The sequence below is a fragment of the Streptomyces xantholiticus genome (assembly GCF_014651015.1).
Classification (GTDB): Bacteria; Actinomycetota; Actinomycetes; order Streptomycetales; family Streptomycetaceae; genus Streptomyces; species Streptomyces xantholiticus.
Map to the genome: position 1 here is coordinate 1 of NZ_BMWB01000048.1, position 18653 is coordinate 18653.

Consider the following 18653-nt stretch of genomic DNA (forward strand, 5'->3'; position numbering starts at 1 on the left):
GTTGCCCTTGGTCTCCGACTCCTTGGCTCCACTGTCCGTCTGGTCGCCACACGCGGTCAGCAGCAGGCCGAGACAGGCAATCGATGCGCCGACCTGGGGCACACGTCTGAATACAGAGGATGAGGACATGATCGAGCTCCACTTTACGTCGGGGACTGGGGGAAGTGTTGTGCACGGTTTGCCGCGGCCGGCGGCGGCAAGCAACGCGCGGGAAGAGGTGTGCCGAGCCGGCCGGCACTGATCCGGCATTGCCCTTGTCCGGCCGGCCAGGCCTCCAGCAGTGCCGGACCGGGTCTGCCTCACCACCCACCGTTGCGATCACCACCTCGCCGGCAGGACGAACGGCGGCGTGGGTGAGCGCCGTGCACGTCATGCTCTGGATGCTCAGGGGGTGACCCAAGGGTTGAGGCAGGCGGAACCACACGACGACGGTGATCCACGGACGGTTGTCAGTGGCACACGGTCGGCATCGTCCCGTTCCGGGGATCCGCGGGACGGGTACCCCGGTGCGGCGTAACGATACGGTCGTGATCGACGCCCGACAACGGCGATACGTTGCACGTCGTGGGCTGATTCGTTGCATTTTTTCGCCGATCGAGGCTGATCATTGCGCATCCTTCCGTGCGACCGCCGAGGGCCGCTGGGCGGCGCCGAAATCCTCGTTGCCCACGCCCCCGCCGCCCCGCAGTGATGAAGCCCCGGTCGCCCCTCTGGAACGCACCCCAGGCGCCTTCGCAGAGGTAATGAAGGGCGGTGACCGCGACGGCGCGGCCGTCGACCCCTCCGCCACAGCGTGTGAACAAGGTCCCGCAGCTTCCACCGTCGGAGAGTCACCTACTGATCGTCGTGTCGTAGCGGCTGATGGCTCCGGGGCTCTGCGCTGTAGCCGGGCGTGCGCTATCCACAAGGGCGAGCTGACCGATGAACGGCACTGGTTCCGCCGGGAGTTACGGCTTCATGCGGCCGAGCTGTTCGCTCGAGGCAGCGCGGTGATCACCAAGGAGCTACAGGTCTGCGTCCGGTTTCCGGGCCGCTAAGGGCCGATGCGACTGGTCGGCTTCGGTGCCGAGGCGCCGTCCGTCGTTCAGCGACTGCCGGATTGCGTCTGCGGCATGACCCTGGGTCGTGATCACCGCGGCGGCCCTGGTGCGGCCCCGTCGGCGGCAGGCGAGTCGCCGCCGTTCGGAACACAGCCGTCGAGCAGAGCGTCCAGACCCGCGGCGAGTCCCTTCGTTCCCTCACGCTCGGCGAGGTCGGCGGTGGCCGCACGGAGCCGGGGCAGTTCCTGCGCCGACATCCGGTGCAGGCCGAGTCGGAACGCCGGATCGGACTCGTCGGGAGCGTCCACCATGGCCCGGAGCTCGACGAAGACATAGCCGAGCAGCCAGGCGGTGTATGCCCGATGGGTTCGTGCCGCGGCGGCGTCGTCCAGACCCGCCTGTTGCAGCAGGACCAGGACCCGCTCGTGGTCCCGGAGTACGGCCGGAGGGCGGCGTGCGAGAGGGACTGCCAGCATCCGTGTCGCCAGCAGGGGCACGGCGTGGGGGTGGCGCAGGGCGACCAAGTAGGTTTCGCGGGCGATGTGGTGGAGTTCCGTGCGCCACGCGGGAGACGGCCGCGAGGCGTTCACGGTCGGGGGCCCCGCCTCGCGGGACTCAGCCGCCAGCACGTCCTCCAGCTCCATGTACAGCGCCTCGACCAGGCCGTCCAGCAGAGCTTCCTTGCCCGCCGCGTACCGGTACAGCGCCATGGCCTCGACGCCCAGCTCGGCGCCCAGTCGTCGCATGCTCAGCGCCCCGAGCCCCTCACGATCGACCACTTCCAGAGCGGTGGCAAGGACCCGCTCCCGGCTCAGCCGCCCGTAGCGGCCCCGATCACCGGCACGCCGGCCCGCGCCCTGCCCCGTCTCCCTGGTCATGTGTCGCCTCCAGCGGCGGGATGAGCCTTTCGGCCTGACCCCCTTGACCATATGCGGTCCACGGTAGAAAGTGTACGTATACATCGTAAATATACGAAGTACGGATACAGGCCCAGATTCCGGCATATGCGATCGCCGCAGCTCAAGGCGCGGCCATAGGCCCGACGCGGCCCAAGCCGACCCGCTCAGTACGCGACCGATCACGGAGCGTTCTCATGGCCCCCAGGCGCCTCGCAACCTCCAGCGACATCAGTGACACCAGTGACGGCAGCGTCATGTCCGATTCGGGGACTGGGACGCCACTGGAGGCACAGATCCGGAAGCTCTCCGGTGGACGTGTCGCACGGATCACGCCGGAAGGCCCCATCTTCAGGTGGCGCCCGCCCACTCGGTCGGTACGCCCCGACACCTTCGTGCGCGTGCTGTCCGGCGGGGACCAGGCCGTCGTCATCGGACTGGCCGTCAGCTGGGCGCTGGCCTTCACCTGGTTCTGGGTGTGGTGGCTCGCGCCGGAGCACCGGGTCGGATGGGCCGGACTGATCGTCAACAGCGTCCTGCTGCTGTACCTGACGGCACTCCCCTTCTATTTCCTGTTCACCGTCAGCCGGCTGAAGCGGGTGAACCCCGCGTTGGAGGTCCCCGCCCTGACCGTCGCCTTCGTGGTGACCCGAGCCCCCTCGGAAGAGTGGTGCACGGTCCGCAGAACCGTCGAAGCCATGAAGGCCCAGGACTTCCCCCATCCGTACGACGTCTGGCTGTGCGACGAGGACCCCACCGAGGAGATCGTCCAGTGGTGCCGTCGCCACGGCGTCCATGTGTCGTGCCGCCGGGACGTCTCCGCGTACCACCGGACCACCTGGCCCCGGCGTACCCGCTGCAAGGAAGGCAACCTCGCCTACTTCTACGACCGCTGGGGCTACCGCGACTACGCCGTCGTCTCCCAGCTCGACTGCGACCATGTCCCGGCCCCCACCTACCTTGCCGAGATGGTGAGGCCGTTCGCCGACCCGGCCATCGGGTACGTGGCCGCTCCGAGCGTCTGCGACGTCAACGCCGCCCAGTCGTGGTCCGCGCGGGGCCGGCTGTACCGGGAGGCCGTCTGGCACGGAGCCGTGCAGCTCGGCCACACCAACGGACTCGCACCGATGTGCATCGGCTCGCACTACGCCGTCCGCACCGCCGCACTGCGCGACATCGGGGGTCTCGGACCGGAACTCGCGGAGGACTTCTCCACGACGCTGCTTCTCAACTCGGCAGGCTGGCAAGGGGCATTCGCGATAGACGCCGAGGCACACGGCGACGGGCCGCTCACCTTCGCCGACATGGTCACCCAGGAATACCAGTGGTCCCGCAGCCTCACCACCATGCTCTTCAGTCTCATCTGGCACCACCTGGGCCGTATGCCCGTGCTGCCCCGTCTGCGTTTCGCCTACGCGCTGGGCTACTACCCGCTGCTCGCACTGACCGTCCTGGCCGGAATGTCACTGCCGCCGATCGCGGTGGTCACCGGACTGCCATGGATGAACGTCAACTACTTCGACTTCCTGCTCCACTTCTGGTTCATGCCCCTCTGGGTCCTCCTGGCGCTGCTCCTCATGCGGCGCTGCGGACTGCTGCGCCCGCCCTCCGCACCCGTCATCAGTTGGGAGATCTGGCTGTTCGCCCTCGCCCGCTGGCCCTACATCGTCTGGGGCGTCCTGGGGGCGGCGCGGCAGCAGCTGCGCCCGCGGCCGGTGGTCTTCAAGGTCACACCCAAGCAACGCAGCGGCTTCGAACCCCTGCTGACCCGTCTGGTGCTGCCCTTCGCCGTTCTGGCGGTGTCACTGGCCGGCGTCACCCTGTTCGGAGAGCTGATGCGTCCCGCGGTGGGCTACGTCTTCCTGTCGCTGCTCGGCGCTGTGCTCTACGGGGCGGTCGCACTGGCAGTCCCCTTGCTGCACGTACGGGAGACATCCCGGGCGACCGGCACGACGTTCCGTACCGCCCTCGCCACAGCGAGGACACCGCTGCTCGTCGGTGTCGTCTCCATCGTCCCTTCCATTGTGGCCATCACGTTCTTCCTCGCCTACGCGGCCGCTGTTCTCGGCTGGTGAGCCCCTGTGTCCGCAGTCAACCATTTTCATGAACTTGCAAAGGAGAGGCCCGTGCCAACACCCTCAACCATCCTGATCACCGGTGGAGCGGGCTTCATCGGCAGCCACACCTGTGTCGAACTGCTCGATCACGGCTACGCGCTGGTGGTGGTCGACGACTACTCCAACAGCTCGCCCCAGGTCTTCTCCCGGGTGCAGAAGGTCGCCGACTGCTATCTGAGCGCCGTCTACCGACTGGATCTGCGCAACAGGCACGCGCTCTCCGACGTCTTCGAGCATCATTCCGTGGACGCGGTGGTGCACTTCGCCGGGAAGAAGGCCGTCGGCGAGTCGATGCGGAAGCCGATCGAGTACTACGACACCAACATCGGCGGTACGACCGCCCTGCTGCGAGCGATGGACGAACACGGCGTGCACCAGATGGTGTTCTCCTCGTCCTGCTCCATCTACGGCGAGACCGACAAGGTGCCACTGAACGAGCACGATCCGGCCCGGCCCACGAACCCCTACGCCGCATCGAAGTGGGCGTGCGAGCAGATACTCGCCGACGTGTGCCGGCTCCGTCCCGAGTTCAGCGTGCTGTCCCTGCGCTATTTCAACCCCGTGGGTGCACATCCCAGCGGCCTGCTCGGCGAGTCCCCCCGTGGCGGCGACGTCAACCTGATGCCTCGCCTGGCACAGGTCGCCGACGGCGAGCGGAAGAACGTCACGGTGTACGGCAGCGACTACGCCACCCGGGACGGCACCGGGGTCCGTGACTATATCCATGTCATGGATGTCGCCGAGGCACACCGGGTGGCACTGGAGCATCTCGACGACGCACCCGGAATGCGGGTGTTCAACCTCGGCGTCGGATCCGGCACTTCCGTCCTGGAACTGCTGGCCGCCTTCGGCGAGGCATGCGGAAAGGAGATCCCGTACACCGTCGAGGACCGCCGCCCCGGCGACGTGAGCGAACTCGTGGCCGATCCCCGCGTGGTCGCACACGAATGGGGCTGGCACCCGACCCGTAATCTCGCCGCGATGTGCAAGGACGCATGGCGGTTCCGGCAGCTCAACCCCCTCGGCTACGCGGACTGAACCGTCCGCCCTCATCAAGGAGAACGACATGCGGATGACAGTCATCGGCACCGGATACGTCGGGGTGGTCCATGCCGCGTGCATGGCGGACATCGGCCACGAGGTCCTCGGCGTGGACATCGACGAAGAACGGGTCGCGGCCCTGACCGCGGGGCACGCACCGATCTACGAGGCCGGCCTGAACGCAATCCTCGCCCGTACCGTCAAGTCGGGACGGCTGCGCTTCTCCACCTCCACAACAGAAGCCGCCCGGTTCGCACGCCTGCACTTCGTGTGCGTGGGAACCCCGCAGGTGCCCGGCGGTGAGGCGGCCGACACACGCTACGTCGACGCCGTCGTCGACGGCATGGCACCGCATCTGCAGCCCGGCAGCCTGATCGTCGGCAAGTCCACGGTGCCCGTCGGCACGACCGCCCGCCTGGCCGCACGCCTGCAGGCCGTCGCACCGCACAGCGAGATCGCCTGGAACCCCGAGTTCCTGCGTGAGGGGTTCGCCGTGGCCGACACCCGGCGTCCCGAACGGATCGTCGTCGGCGTCGAGTCACGGCGTGCCGAGGCGACCCTGCGGGAGATCTACGAGCCCATGCTGATCAGCGGAGTCCCCTTCTTCAGCACGGACCCCGCCACGGCCGAACTCGTCAAGGTGGCGTCGAACGCCTTCCTCGCCACCAAGATCTCCTTCATCAACGCCATGGCCGAGGTGTGTGACGCGGCAGGCGCCGACGTGGTGACGCTGGCCGAGGCCGTCGGCCAGGATTCGCGCATCGGACACCGGTTCCTGCAGCCCGGTCTGGGCTTCGGCGGCAGTTGTTTCCCGAAGGACATCCGTGCCTTCGCGGCGCGCGCCGAGGAACTGGGGGTCGGCGACTCGATCGCCTTCCTCCACCAGGTCGACGAGATCAACACCCGGCAGCGGCGTCGCACGGTGGACATGGCACGGAACCTGGTGGGCGGCTCCTTCACCGACCGGCGCATCGCGGTCCTGGGAGCGGCCTTCAAGCCCGAAAGCGACGACGTGCGGGACTCCCCCGCCCTGGATGTCGCGGCGTCCATGCGGCGCGTGGGCGCCGAGGTCCGGGTGCACGACCCGGAAGCCGTCGACAACGCCCGGCGCAAGTTCCCCGGGCTGCAGTACACCCTCGACGTGCCCAAGGCGTGTGAGGACGCGGATCTCGTGCTGCATCTGACGGCATGGCCCGAGTACCGCGAGATCTCCCCCGCCGAACTCGGCCCCGTGGTCCGCAGCCGGAAGATCCTCGACGCGCGGGACACCTTGGACGCCGCCTCCTGGCAGTCGGCGGGCTGGACGCTGAGCGCACTCGGCCGTCCCCGGATCAGCGGCGCGTACGCCGCCTGAACGCGCGAACTCTGGAGGAGTCATGTATGTGGTGGTCACTGGTGGGGGCGGATTTCTAGGGTCGCACCTGTGCGACGCCCTGCTACACAGAGGAGACCGGGTCCTGTGCGTGGACGATTTCTCGACCGCTGACCCGGAGAACACGGCACATCTGAGAGGACACCCAGGTTTCACCTTCGTCCGCGCCGACGTCACCGCCGCATTCGACGTGCCGGGACCGCTGGACGCCGTGGCGCACCTCGCCAGCCCCGCCTCGCCGCCCGACTACCACCGCCGCCCCCTGGAGACGCTGGCCGTGGGCAGCAGGGGGACGGAGAACGCCCTGCGGCTGGCGGTCCGCCACCACGCACGTTTCGTCCTCGCCTCGACCAGCGAGGTGTACGGCGACCCGGTGGTCCACCCCCAGCGGGAGGACTACTGGGGGAATGTCAACCCGGTGGGGCCTCGCAGCGTGTACGACGAGGCCAAACGGTTCGCCGAAGCGCTGTCCATGGCGTACCGGCGCAGCCTGGCCGCGAACGTCGGCATCCTGCGGATCTTCAATACGTACGGACCGAGGATGCGCCCCCACGACGGCCGGGTGGTGTCCACCTTCATCCGGCAGGCACTGGACGGCGAACCGCTCACCATCTACGGGGACGGAAGCCAGACACGGAGTTTCTGCTACGTGGACGACCTGGTCCGGGGCATCGTCGCCATGATCGACTCGGATCTTTCCGGGCCCTTCAACCTGGGCAATCCCAGCGAGCGGACGGTACGGGAACTCGCGGAACTGGTGCGGGAGACGACCGGTTCGGCCTCGGGACTGGAGTTCCGTCCGCTGCCCGTGGACGATCCTGCGAGGCGGCGTCCCGTCATCTCGCGGGCGCAGCATGAGCTCGACTGGTTCCCCCAGGTGACGATCGAGGAAGGCCTGCGGAACACCGTGGGATGGTTCAGGTCCAGGCGCGGCCGCTCCTCGGCGGGTCGAACGGCCCGGGAGTCCGTAGGGTGCTGATCGGGATGCGAAACCGTTCCGCTCGGCGCCCGGGGCGCTGCCGCCGGTGCATTCTCGCGGCCGCGCCGGCGGCGCTCACGGCTGCTCTCTTCGCAGGCTGCGCCGGAACTCCGCATTACACACCCGCCCGCAGTTACTACGTGAGTCCCGACGGCGACGACGACAATGACGGCCGGTCCCCGGGGCAGGCGTGGCGGTCGCTCGCACGCGCCGACGCAAGAGCCTTCGAGCCCGGCGACCGGCTGCTGCTTCGGGGAGGAGGCCGTTTCCCGGGCTCGCTCAAGCTGGGCGAGGACGAGGCGGGCCGCGCGGACAGGCCCGTGGTCGTCAGCAGCTACGGCGGCGGGAGGGCCACGATCGTTGCGGACAACACGCCGGGCCTCAGCGTCCACAACACCGCGGGGGTGGAAATCCGGGAGTTGGCGATCGTCGGCGGGAACGGCGCCTATACCTCTCACGGTGGCGTCCATGTCTACAGTGACAGGCCCGACGGCGAGAGACTGCGGCACGTGTCGGTTGCCGAAGTGGAGGTTTCCGGTTTCCACATCGGCATTCAGATCGGCAGTGCCAGTCGGACGACCGGCTTCCAGGAGGTACGGATCAGGGACTCCGTACTGCGGAACAACAAGGACATCGGGCTCCTGGCGTACGGTCCGGCAACCCATGAGGAAGCCCCCACCGGATATGCCCACGAGGATGTGGTGGTGTCGGGGGTCGAGGCGCACCACAACGCGGGTGACCCCCATGCCGCCGATCGGCACACCGGGAACGGCATCGTCTTCGGCAGTGTCCGGGGCGGGCGGATCCAGGACTCGAGTGCTCATGACAACGGGGCCCACGCCTCGACCGAAGCCGGGGAGGGACCGATCGGCATCTGGAGCTACGACTCCACCGACCTTCTCATGGAACACAACCGCAGCTACCGCAATCACACGGGCTCACGGGTCGACGGAGCAGGCTTCGGGCTCGACTCGAACGTCTCGGATTCGACCGTTCAGTACAACCTTGCATTCGGTAACGACGGCCCGGGATTCCACGCGTACACCAGCAAGAAGAACGACGCCCACAACGACAATGTGTTCCGCTTCAACCTCAGCAGTAATGACGCACGTAAATGGCCGGAGAAAGGCGCAATCCATGTGCACGGAAACGTGATGCACGGGCTTCAGGTGTACAACAACACCGTGGTGATGACCGACGCAGTGCGGGCCGGCCCCGCCGTGCGCGTGACCGCCGAAGGCCGGAACATGACTTTCCGTAACAACATCCTCGTCACGGACAGTCCACTGCTCATCGTGGCGGACAAGGCGTTCGGGACCGGACAGGCCCTGTGGCAGGGGAACGACTATTACAGCACCGCCGGCCGCGGGGTCGTGCAGTGGGGTGGCAAGACCTACTCCGGTCTCGCGGAGTGGCGGTCCTCCACCGGTCAGGAGATGACGGACGGCCGGAAGTCGGGCTTCGAGGCCGACCCCTGCTTCAGAGGAGGGAAGGCACCGGTGGTCAACGAGGCGAGCGACGCCGCTCTGTTGGTGCCCGTGTGCGACGCCTTGGCTGACAAGGGCCTCGACCTGCGCTCGCTGTTCGGGATCGATGCGGGCGGGCAGGACTACTTCGGCGAGGCGCTCGGGCGGACGATGCCGGTCGGAGCCGCCCTGATGGAGACGGACGGAGCGAGCCGCGCCGACGGGCGGGACTCATGACCGCCCTGCCGGGCAGCGTGGTGCCCCCCAAGGCCGCTTCCGAGGAGGGTGCCATTCCCGAGATGCACCAAGGGCCTTCCGCGCCTAGCCTTGAAATGGAGACCCTGCAACTCCCAGGTCGCCACGGGTAGTTCTGGTCGAGCGGTCCTCGTCCGCCGTTGGCGGTTCCACGACCTTTGGCAGGGTGGTCGATGCCCATCCACCGGTTCCCTCCCGCGTGAGGAGGCGGTTTCCTTGACGCGGATCCACCGGTTGATGGCTTGCTACCTCGCCTTCGTGGTCCCCTGCACGGTGCTGTATCTGACCCAGCCGGACCGGCGTACGACCATGTGGGCCGCCATGGGGCTCGCCGGCGTCGTCGCCATCCTGTGGGGAATCCACATCAACCGGCCGGCCCGTCGCTGGCCCTGGCTGGCGCTTGCCGCCGCAAACCTCGCCTTCACCGCGGGCGACACCGCGTACAACATTCTCAACAGCTTCTTCGATCAGAGCAACCCCTTCCCCTCGGTGGCGGATGCCTTCTACCTGTCCACCTATCCTCTGTTCGCCGCCGGACTCATCGGTTTCATCCACTACCGCTGGCCGGGAAGAGACTTGCCGAGCCTGCTCGACGCGCTGGTTTTCACTGCCGGTCTGGCCGTTCTCCTCTGGGTCTACCTGATCGGTCCACTGAGCCAGGCGGAGGGAATGACCTGGATACAGCGCGCGATCTCGATCGCCTATCCGCTGGGCGATGTGCTGATGCTGACGATGCTCACCCGCCTGCTCGCCTCGGGTGTCCGCATCGCGCGCAGCATGCAGTTGCTCACCCTCGGCACCGTGGGCATCCTCGTTTCCGACGTGCTGTACGGGCTGCTGCAGTTGAAGGGCACCTGGCAGGTCGGTACCCCCATGGACCTGGGCTGGGTGGTCTTCTTCACCGCGTGGGGTCTCGCCGCACTCCATCCGACCATGCGGGACTTGACCGAGCAGGTGCCCCGGCCCGGTTCGCCCACCTCCCCGCCCAAGCACAGGCTCGCCCTGCTCGCGGTCGCCTCGCTGGTGGCGCCCGGCATTCTGCTCTACCAGGCCCTTCGGGGCGAGGTCAGTGACGCCGGCGTCATCGCCGTGTTCTCCACGGCACTGTTCCTCCTCGTCATCCTGCGGCTCGCGGGCGCGGTGGGAGTCCACCGGCAGGCCGTGGCCAGGGAACGCGCCCTGCGGATGGCCGCCGCCTCACTGCTGACAGCGGTCAGACCACGCGAGGTGGCCAACTCCGTCGAGAAGGCGGTGAACGCGCTGTTCGGGCCCGGCGTACCGCACAGGACCGTGCTGCTGGCCTCGGAGGGGGACAGGGGCCTGTACGCCGTGCACACGGAGTCACAGGCGTGGGACTGGAGGATCAGCCGGGCCGGCGACGCCGGGCCCAACCTGGTCTCGGTGCTCAGCAATCACCAGGCGCGGCTGGTGCCGCTCGGTGAACTCGACCGACGCGTGGTCGCCGGTCTGCACAATGCAGAGAGCGCGCTGCTGTGTCCCCTGGCCCTGCCGGACAGGCCGACCGGGGAACCACTCGTCGGTGCCCTGTTCGTGGCGGGCCCCGAACGCAAACTGATGGAGCTGTGGAGTTCGCTGGAAATCCTGGCCTCCCAGGCGGCGCTGGCGATGGAGCGGGTCGGACTCAGCCAGGAGGTCAACCGCCGCAACAGCGAGGCGTACTTCCGTACGCTGGTGCACAACGCCTCGGACGTGATCCTCATCCTGGACGACGACAACACCGTCCGGTACGCGAGCCCGTCGGCCGACGGCATGTTCGGCCGCAACCACCTCATCGGCACGATATTCACGACGCTGGTCGATCCGCGGGACCGGGAGCGGGCGTGCCGGGCGCTGGCGGGAATGCGGGTCACGGGTGACCATGACATGCACGAGGACTGGCGGGTGCTGAGGCCCGACGGACGGCGCACCGACGTCGAGGCCCGCTGCAGCAATCTGCGCGAGGACCAGACGGTCCACGGACTCGTCCTCACCCTCCGGGACGTGACCGAGCAGCGTCAGCTGGAGCAGGAACTCACCCGCCGGGCCTTCCACGACTCGCTGACCGGCCTGCCCAATCGCGTGCTTCTCCTGGAGCGCATCGAGCGGGCACTGATGCGTGACCGTCGGGAGTCGACCATCGCCTGTGTGCTCTTCATCGACCTGGACGACTTCAAGGTCGTCAACGACACAATGGGCCACACGGTGGGGGACGAACTCCTGACCGCTGTGGCTGCGCGGCTCTCGTCGACGCTGCGGCGCAGTGACACCGCGGCCCGGCTGGGCGGCGACGAGTTCGCGGTGCTGATGGAGGGGGCGAAGGTACCGCTCGATGCGGAGGTACTGGCCACCCAGGTCATCCAGACTCTCAACCAGTCGTTCCCGCTGTCCGACGGCATCGTCAGCGTGTCGGCCAGCGTGGGCATCGCCACTGCGCTCGACAGTGCGGACGGGGAGGAACTCCTCGGTCACGCCGACCTCGCCCTCTACGCGGCCAAGTCCGCGGGGAAGCGGCAGTGGCGCAGATACCAGCCCGCCCTCCATGCCGACATGCTGGAACGCCACGAACTCCAGGCCGGCCTGGCCACTGCGGTCTCACAGGAGGGTTTCGCCCTGCGCTACCAGCCCATCGTCGACCTCGGCGACGGCCACGTCGTCGGTTTCGAGGCGCTGGTCCGTTGGCCGCATCCGCGGAGGGGCCTGGTGCCACCGGACGAGTTCATCACGCTCGCCGAGGAAACCGGGCACATCATGCCGCTCGGTGCCTGGGTACTGGAACGTGCCACGGCGGACATCACTCGCTGGCAGCAGGCGGCTCCACGGCCGATCCCGCTCTGCGTCAACGTCAATGTTTCCGCGCGCCAGTTCCGGGACCCGGGGTTCCTGGACGAGGTGCGTCGCACACTGGATTCGGCCGGGCTGGAACCGGGGTCGCTCACACTGGAGCTGACCGAAAGCGTCCTGATGCGCCGGGACGAACAGATCCAGGCCGTCATGAGGATTCTGAAAAACCTCGGCGTGAACATTGCGATCGACGACTTCGGTACGGGATTCTCGTCATTGAGCTATCTCAGAGAGTTTCCGATCGATGTCCTCAAGGTCGACAAGTCCTTCATCGACGACATCTGCGTGGACACCCAGCAGGTGGCACTCGTCGACGGGATCGTCCGCATCGCCGACACCCTTGGCCTCCAGGTCATCGCCGAAGGCATCGAGGAGTTGGCGCAACGTGATCTGCTGACAGCCATGGGCTGCCGTTTCGGGCAGGGCTATCTGTTCGCCCGTCCCATGACGGCGGACCAGGCGGAGACGCTGCTGAGCGGCGGGCTGCAGACCCGGACCGCCGGTCTGACCGACAAGACGGGCCGAACGGCGCAACGGCAGCCGAGCGGCCCTCCGCCCGAACTTCGGGCCGCCGGTCACATGTTCCCGCAAAGCGTCCCCTCCGGGACCGGGAATGAGGAAAAAATGCGCAAAGCGCCCCCGGAAGCACGAGGCATAAGGCACGACCCGAGATGGGGAGACCTTGAACGCCTCCGCCAGACCAGTCCCATGAGCGACGCGGTCCTGGACGAGGTCGACGGACGACACATTCGCTGCGGTGACCGATGGCTGACCGATTTCGCGTCATGCAATTACCTCGGCTTCGATTTCGACCCGGAGATCATGGCGTCGATCGAACCGCACGTGCGGAAGTGGGGCACTCATCCCAGCTGGTCACGGATGATCGGCAACCCGCAGCTCTATCCTCGGATCGAGGAAAGGCTCACCGAACTCCTCGGCGCACCGGACACCTTGGTCCTCCCCACCATCACGCTGATCCACGCTTCGGTGATCCCGGCCCTGACCGGAGAGGACGGGCGTGTCTTCGTCGATGCGGAGGCACACCGGACGGTGTACGACGGCTGCCTCGTCGCCCGCGGACAGGGTGCGTCCGTGCGTCGGTTCCATGCCGACCGCCCCGACGAACTCAGGGAAATGCTGCGGGCCGCGCCGCCGGGGTCCGCCCGGCTGGTGTGCCTGGACGGCGTCAACAGCATGACGGGAAACCTGCCCGACCTGGGGGAACTCGCCGGGGTGTGCCGGGACCTGGGCGCCACACTGTACATCGATGACGCGCACGGCTTCGGAGTCATCGGTGAACGCGGTCCTGACGAGACATCACCTTATGGATCCCGCGGCAACGGCATTGTCCGCCATCTCGGCGAGACCTACGACGACGTCCTTCTCGTCAGCGGTTTCTCCAAGGCCTACTCCTCGCTCCTCGCCTTCATCGCCCTGCCCACCTGGCTCAAGGAGCACCTCAAGGTCGCCGCGGCACCCTATCTCTACTCCGGGCCTTCACCCACCGCCTCCCTCGCCACGGTGCTGGCCGGGTTCGACGTCAACGAGCGGCGCGGGGACGCCATTCGCGCCGACCTCCACCGCAAGACAGCCGATGTCCTGAACCATGTGCACCGGCTCGGCGTCAGCACCCCCAACGTCCACGGCATGCCCATCATCGAGATCCCGCTCGCCGACGCCTCCGACATCGACGCGGCCGCACTCTTCCTTTGGGACAAGGGCATCTATGTCACGCTGGCGGCCTATCCCCTCGTTCCCCGTCACCGTGTCGGATTCCGTATCCAGGTGACGGCGCTGAACACCGACGAGGACATCGAGCGGCTCAATGACGCGCTGACCGCCCTGACGGAGCGGTTCGAGTTCCAGCCCAGGCAGTGAGGCCCGTATGAGCGACCCTCCCGCCGGGAATCGTGGATCGACCCGCAACCAGGACGTGGACTGGGGCAGATGGCCGGTCCAGGACTACCTGGCCGAGAACTACCGCGAACTCCATCCCTGTGACGCCGCGGTGATCAGACACCACTCGGGCTTCTACCGGCAGTTCGCGCCCGGGTCCATCGAACGCTCCCTCGAATTCGGTGCCGGGCCGAACCTGTACCCCCTGATGCTGGCCGCCGCCGCCAGCCGCCGTGTCGAAGCAGTCGAGCTCGGCGCCGGCAACGTCACCTATCTGACCCGTCAGCTCCGCGAAGGCCCTGACGAGAGCTGGCAGCCGTTCTACGCGCTGTGCCGCCGGCTGGATCCAGCGCTGCCCTGCGCCCTGACCGACGCGCTGTCCCGCGTGCACATCGTGCACAGCGATGCACGATCGGTCCCACGCGGCTCCTACGGCCTCGCCTCCATGAACTTCATGGCCGAGAGTGTCACCGAGGACCTGGACGAGTTCACCGAGTTCTGCCGCTCCTTCGCCGAGTCCGTGCGCCCGGGCGGCTACCTCGTCGCCTCGTTCATGGAGAACATGCCGAGCTACCGCATAGGGAAGGCGTCGCGCTGGCCGGGCTGCCCGGTGGACCGGGCGGCTGTGCACAGGGTCTTCGCTCCCTTCACCGAGCGGCTCACGGTCACCCGCATCGACACGGATCCCAGCCTGCCCGACTACGGAGACACCGGCATGGTGCTGATGAGAGCCGTCAGAACTCGGCAGTCACGTCCCGCGGGACCCGGTAGCGAGCGTTCACCGATGCGCCACTCGGAGAGTCCAACGCCTTCCTCAGGGTGAAGGCCGTGTCGACCAGGGCGATATGGCTGAACGCCTGAGGAGTGTTGCCGAGCTGCCGGCGCCGCTCCGGGTCCCACTGTTCGGACAGCAGACCCACATCGTTGCGGATGTCCAGGACCCTCTCGAAGGTCTCGCACGCCTCCTCCACACGACCGGTCGCGGCGAGCGCGTCGGCGAACCACAGCGAACACGCGACGAACGTACCCTCGGGCCCGTGCAGCCCGTCCACGCCGTGCACCCCCTGCCGGATGTGCGCATAACGGCGCAGGAACCCGTGGTCGTCCAGCCCCCTGATCGCCTCGACGGTGCTCAGCACCCGCTCGTCATGGGCGGGGAGAAAACCGAGCTTCGGGATCAGCAGCACCGAGGCGTCCAGCGCCTGGGAACCGTAGGACTGGACGAACGACCCCTGCCCGTCGTCCCAGCCCAGTCTGCACACTTCTTCGTGCACCTCTCGGCGCATCTCCCGCCAGCGCCCGTCCGAACCGTTCATTCCCAGCATGTGCGCCATGCGCAGCGCGCGGTCGGCAGCGACCCAGGCCATCACTTTGGAGTGGACGAAATGTCGCCTGGGTCCACGCACCTCCCACAATCCCTCGTCGGGCTCGCGCCAGTGCTCACCGAGGTAGCTCATCAGAGAGTTCACCAGGCTCCACATGTGGTGCTGGATGGGGATGCCCGCGCGCAGCGCGAGGTGGAGCGTGTCCAGCACTTCGCCGTAGACGTCCAACTGGAGCTGGTTCACCGCCGCGTTGCCGAAGCGCACGGGCTGGGAGTCCTGGTACCCGGGCAGCCACAGGGCCAGTGACTCCTGGAGCCGTCGCTGTCCCCCCAGGCCGTAGAGCGCCTGCAGGTCCGCCGGATCGCCCGCGATGGCGCGCAGCAGCCAGTCCAGCCATGCCTCCGCCTCGTCCCGGAACCCGCTGCGCAGCAGACAGGACAGGGTGAGGGTGGAGTCGCGGAGCCAGCAGAACCGGTAGTCCCAGTTGCGTTCACCTCCGATACATTCCGGCAGGGAGGTCGTGGGGGCTGCGACGATGCCGCCCGTGGGCTCGTAGGTGAGCGCCTTCAGCGTGATCAGCGAGCGCACCACCGCCTCGCGCCAGGGGCCCCGGTAACGGCACTTGGCCGCCCAGTCCTCCCAGAAGTCGACGGTCCTGCGAAGCGCGGCATGCGGGTCGCCACAGCCAAGTACGGACAGGTGGGAAGGCGACCAGATGAGCATCAGGGCGAGATGTTCCCCCGCCGAGATCCGGAAGTCGAAGAACGTGCGGTCGTCGGCCTCGTGGACATGCACCTGCTGATCGGCACCCAGCCACACGGAGTCCGGGCCCGCCACCGCGAGGGTGTACGTCTCCGTGGAACGCATCCAGGGGACTACTCGGCCGTGGTGGAAGCGCAGTCTCAGCTCTCCCCGCATGTCGACCGTTCCCGAGAGGCCTTCGATACGGCGCACCAAACAAGGCGAACCGGCGCGCGGCGGCATGAAGTCCGTGACCTTCACGGCGCCTGAGACGGTTTCCCAGAAGGTGTCCAGCACCAGGGTCTCCCCCCGGTACGCCCTGCGGTTGCATGTTCCCGCACCCGCGGGCGAGACCCGCCAGTACCCGTTGTCCTGCGTACCGAGCAGGGCCGCGAAGCAGGCGGGAGAGTCGAAGCGGGGCAGGCACAGCCAGTCCACCGACCCGTCCCGGCCGACAAGGGCAGCCGTCTCCAGGTCGCTGATGATGGCGTAGTCCTCGATCAGCCTGGGCATCGGGGGACATCGCCGTAACCTCTTGGAGTCACGGTGACAATTTTAGGATCGGCACCCGTAGGTCGCACCCGGTCACGTGTTGCCCGAGTCCGGAGCGTCGCACGCCGTCTCCAAAGCGCCCAGCAGCGGGTCCCGCCACTGGTCCGTCCCATGCGTGCTCGCGACCGCCGCTCGGCCGCCGCCCCGCCCGGAGGCGTCTTCCGCGTCCCGGGCCGACTCATGAGGTGTCCCACTCCCGGCCGCTGTTCCGGTCCCGCTCCACGGCCCGCACTCCGGGCAGATAGAGGAAGGCCAGGGTGACCACCGCGCCGATGACGCCGGCACCGATGAATGTCCTGCGCACCCCCACGGCCGCGGCCACGGGAGCCGCGAGGGCGTAGGAGAGCGGCAGGAGCGCGAGCGAGACGAACCAGTCGACGCTGGATACCCGACCGAGCAACTCGGCGGGTACGAGTCGCTGCTTCGCCGTCGCCCAGGCAATGATCCCGGCCGTCTCCAGCCCGTTGACCACGGCGCAGGTGACGGCGAGTTGCCAGCTGCTGGTGGCGAGGCCGTATCCGGCGACCCCGAGAGTGGCGAAGGTCCACGCCCAGTACATGAAGGTGATGAACCGGCGGGGCAGCCCGGACTGTCCTACGATCACCGCCGCAAGGATGGCGCTCACGCCGCCGCTGGTCAGCACCAGTCCCAGTTCCGTCGCCGACCCGTGCAGCACGTGTTTGACCATGTACGGCAGCAGAACCTCGGTCGGGCCGAGAAACAGCAGGTACGCGAAGGTGGCCGACACGAAGGTGCCCCAGAGCCAGGTGTTGGCCCGCACATAGCTCAGGCCCTTGCGCAGGTCCTTCCACAGCGAGTCCCGCTCCTGGGCATCGTCAGGCGGCAGGGGCGGAAGACAGGCCAGGCACACTGCGGAGATGACGAAGGTGAGAGCGTCGAACCCGAAGGCCCAGCCCGGTCCCACTCCCGCGACGAGCCCGCCGCCCAGGGCGGTGCCACCGATCTGTACGGCTGCCGGCCGGACGAACTGATCGAGTGCGTTGGCGCCCACGAGTTCCGACTTGGGGACGAGAGTGGGCACGGTGGCGTCGAATGCCGGCGGGAAGAATCCGGATGCCGCGCCGTACACCGCGACCACGCAGATCACGTGCCACAGTCGCAGAGTGCCCGTCAGCGCGAGGATCGCCAGCACTGCCAGGCACGCTCCACGGACCAGATCACTGGAGAGCATCACCTTGCGACGGTCGAGGCGGTCACTGACGACACCACCGACCAGCACCAGCGCAATCTGCGGCGTGGCCAGTGCCACACCGACGACGGACATCGCGCTGGGGGTGCCTGACAGCGTGTAGACCTGCCATGCGAGCGCGACGAGCAGCACTCCGTCGCCCAGTAGCGAGACACTCATCCCGATCCAAAGGATCCGGAAGTTGCGGTGGGCAAGCGGCGTCAGCAAGCGTACGCGGCGGCCGCGCCCCGCAGTGTCGAGGATCCTCATTCAGGTCCTCGGGCCGAGAGGAACATCGCGCCTGTCTCCATGAGCCGCACGGTGGGTAGGGGCGACCTCGACGACAAAGTGACGGCCGCTGCGGATGTGCCTGTCACGGACCCTGGTGAGAACGGCTTGCACACCGGGCAGGACTGCCGCAGTCGGTTGGATCCATCCCACCGGGGGGATCGTGTCACACCGTCGCCGAGCCACGATCCGGCCACAGGTTCCTCCTTCCTCGCGCCGACCTGACGTGCTCTCAAGGGCTGCGATGAAAGGGCGGCGCCCTGACAGACACGGGCCGGTCGTTGTGCCTGATGCTGTTGATGAGGCGTGCCATGCGAGGCTCACACGTGGTGCGGGAAGTTGTTCCCCGTGATCCACCGTCATCGGACGGGGAACGGGCAACGCTGGTCACCTGCCGCTTGCCCGGGGCCGAACTGCCCGTGGAGTCAATGGCCTTGCCTGTTCCACCTCTTCGATGCCCTCGACAGTCACCCGGAGGCCGAGTGTGTCGGCGTACGCACAGTACTCGCAGTCGCGCGATGTGCCGCTCATCAACACGGATGTCGTCGTCGCAGGGGACGCATGTGTGGACGGATGAGAAAACTGCGGCCTAGGTTCTGTCCGGCGGATCACTGATTGAGTGGTGTCGTCCTCGTGGACGTTTCCATGGACATGG

General features: G+C 67.6%; 10 protein-coding genes. 7 read left to right on the plus strand and 3 right to left on the minus strand.

From position 1 onward, the window contains the following. Positions 1–1129: 1129 nt before the first annotated feature. Complete coding sequence (locus IE198_RS34200) at positions 1130–1918, minus strand: TetR/AcrR family transcriptional regulator (protein WP_189893877.1); 789 nt, start codon at positions 1916–1918, stop codon at positions 1130–1132. 215 nt (positions 1919–2133) lie between these two features. On the opposite strand from IE198_RS34200, the gene IE198_RS34205 reads away from it, so the two are divergent. The 7 genes from IE198_RS34205 (at position 2134) to IE198_RS34235 (ending at position 14726) form a co-directional block, all read left to right on the plus strand. Next, the gene (locus IE198_RS34205; RefSeq protein ID WP_189893887.1) at positions 2134–4011 is read left to right on the plus strand and encodes a glycosyltransferase family 2 protein; all 1878 of its coding nucleotides are present in this window, start codon (positions 2134–2136) and stop codon (positions 4009–4011) included. 51 nt (positions 4012–4062) lie between these two features. Then, positions 4063–5091, plus strand: a complete 1029-nt coding sequence (gene galE, locus IE198_RS34210; RefSeq protein ID WP_229834830.1) for a UDP-glucose 4-epimerase GalE — start codon at positions 4063–4065, stop codon at positions 5089–5091. Between the two features lie 28 nt (positions 5092–5119). Continuing rightward, the gene (locus IE198_RS34215) at positions 5120–6448 is read left to right on the plus strand and encodes a UDP-glucose dehydrogenase family protein (protein ID WP_189893889.1); all 1329 of its coding nucleotides are present in this window, start codon (positions 5120–5122) and stop codon (positions 6446–6448) included. Positions 6449–6470: 22 nt separating this feature from the next. Then, positions 6471–7445, plus strand: a complete 975-nt coding sequence (locus IE198_RS34220; RefSeq protein ID WP_189893891.1) for a UDP-glucuronic acid decarboxylase family protein — start codon at positions 6471–6473, stop codon at positions 7443–7445. A 140-nt stretch (positions 7446–7585) separates the two neighbouring features. After that, positions 7586–9148: a right-handed parallel beta-helix repeat-containing protein gene (locus tag IE198_RS34225; protein WP_229834833.1), complete on the plus strand. Its 1563-nt coding sequence runs from the start codon at positions 7586–7588 to the stop codon at positions 9146–9148. A gap of 255 nt (positions 9149–9403) precedes the next feature. Further along, positions 9404–13885, plus strand: coding sequence for an aminotransferase class I/II-fold pyridoxal phosphate-dependent enzyme (locus IE198_RS34230; RefSeq protein WP_189893904.1), 4482 nt, complete (start codon positions 9404–9406; stop codon positions 13883–13885). A 7-nt stretch (positions 13886–13892) separates the two neighbouring features. Then, positions 13893–14726, plus strand: coding sequence for a class I SAM-dependent methyltransferase (locus IE198_RS34235; RefSeq protein WP_189893896.1), 834 nt, complete (start codon positions 13893–13895; stop codon positions 14724–14726). On the opposite strand, the gene IE198_RS34240 is transcribed toward IE198_RS34235, so the two are convergent. Together IE198_RS34240 and IE198_RS34245 are read right to left on the minus strand one after the other, a co-directional pair. After that, a complete protein-coding gene (locus IE198_RS34240; protein WP_189893898.1) occupies positions 14638–16482 on the minus strand; it encodes a glycoside hydrolase family 15 protein in 1845 nt (614 codons plus the stop codon). The two genes, IE198_RS34235 and IE198_RS34240, sit on opposite strands and share 89 nt — an antisense overlap. A gap of 217 nt (positions 16483–16699) precedes the next feature. Beyond that, positions 16700–17980, minus strand: coding sequence for an MFS transporter (locus tag IE198_RS34245; RefSeq protein ID WP_189893900.1), 1281 nt, complete (start codon positions 17978–17980; stop codon positions 16700–16702). Positions 17981–18653: the final 673 nt, after the last annotated feature.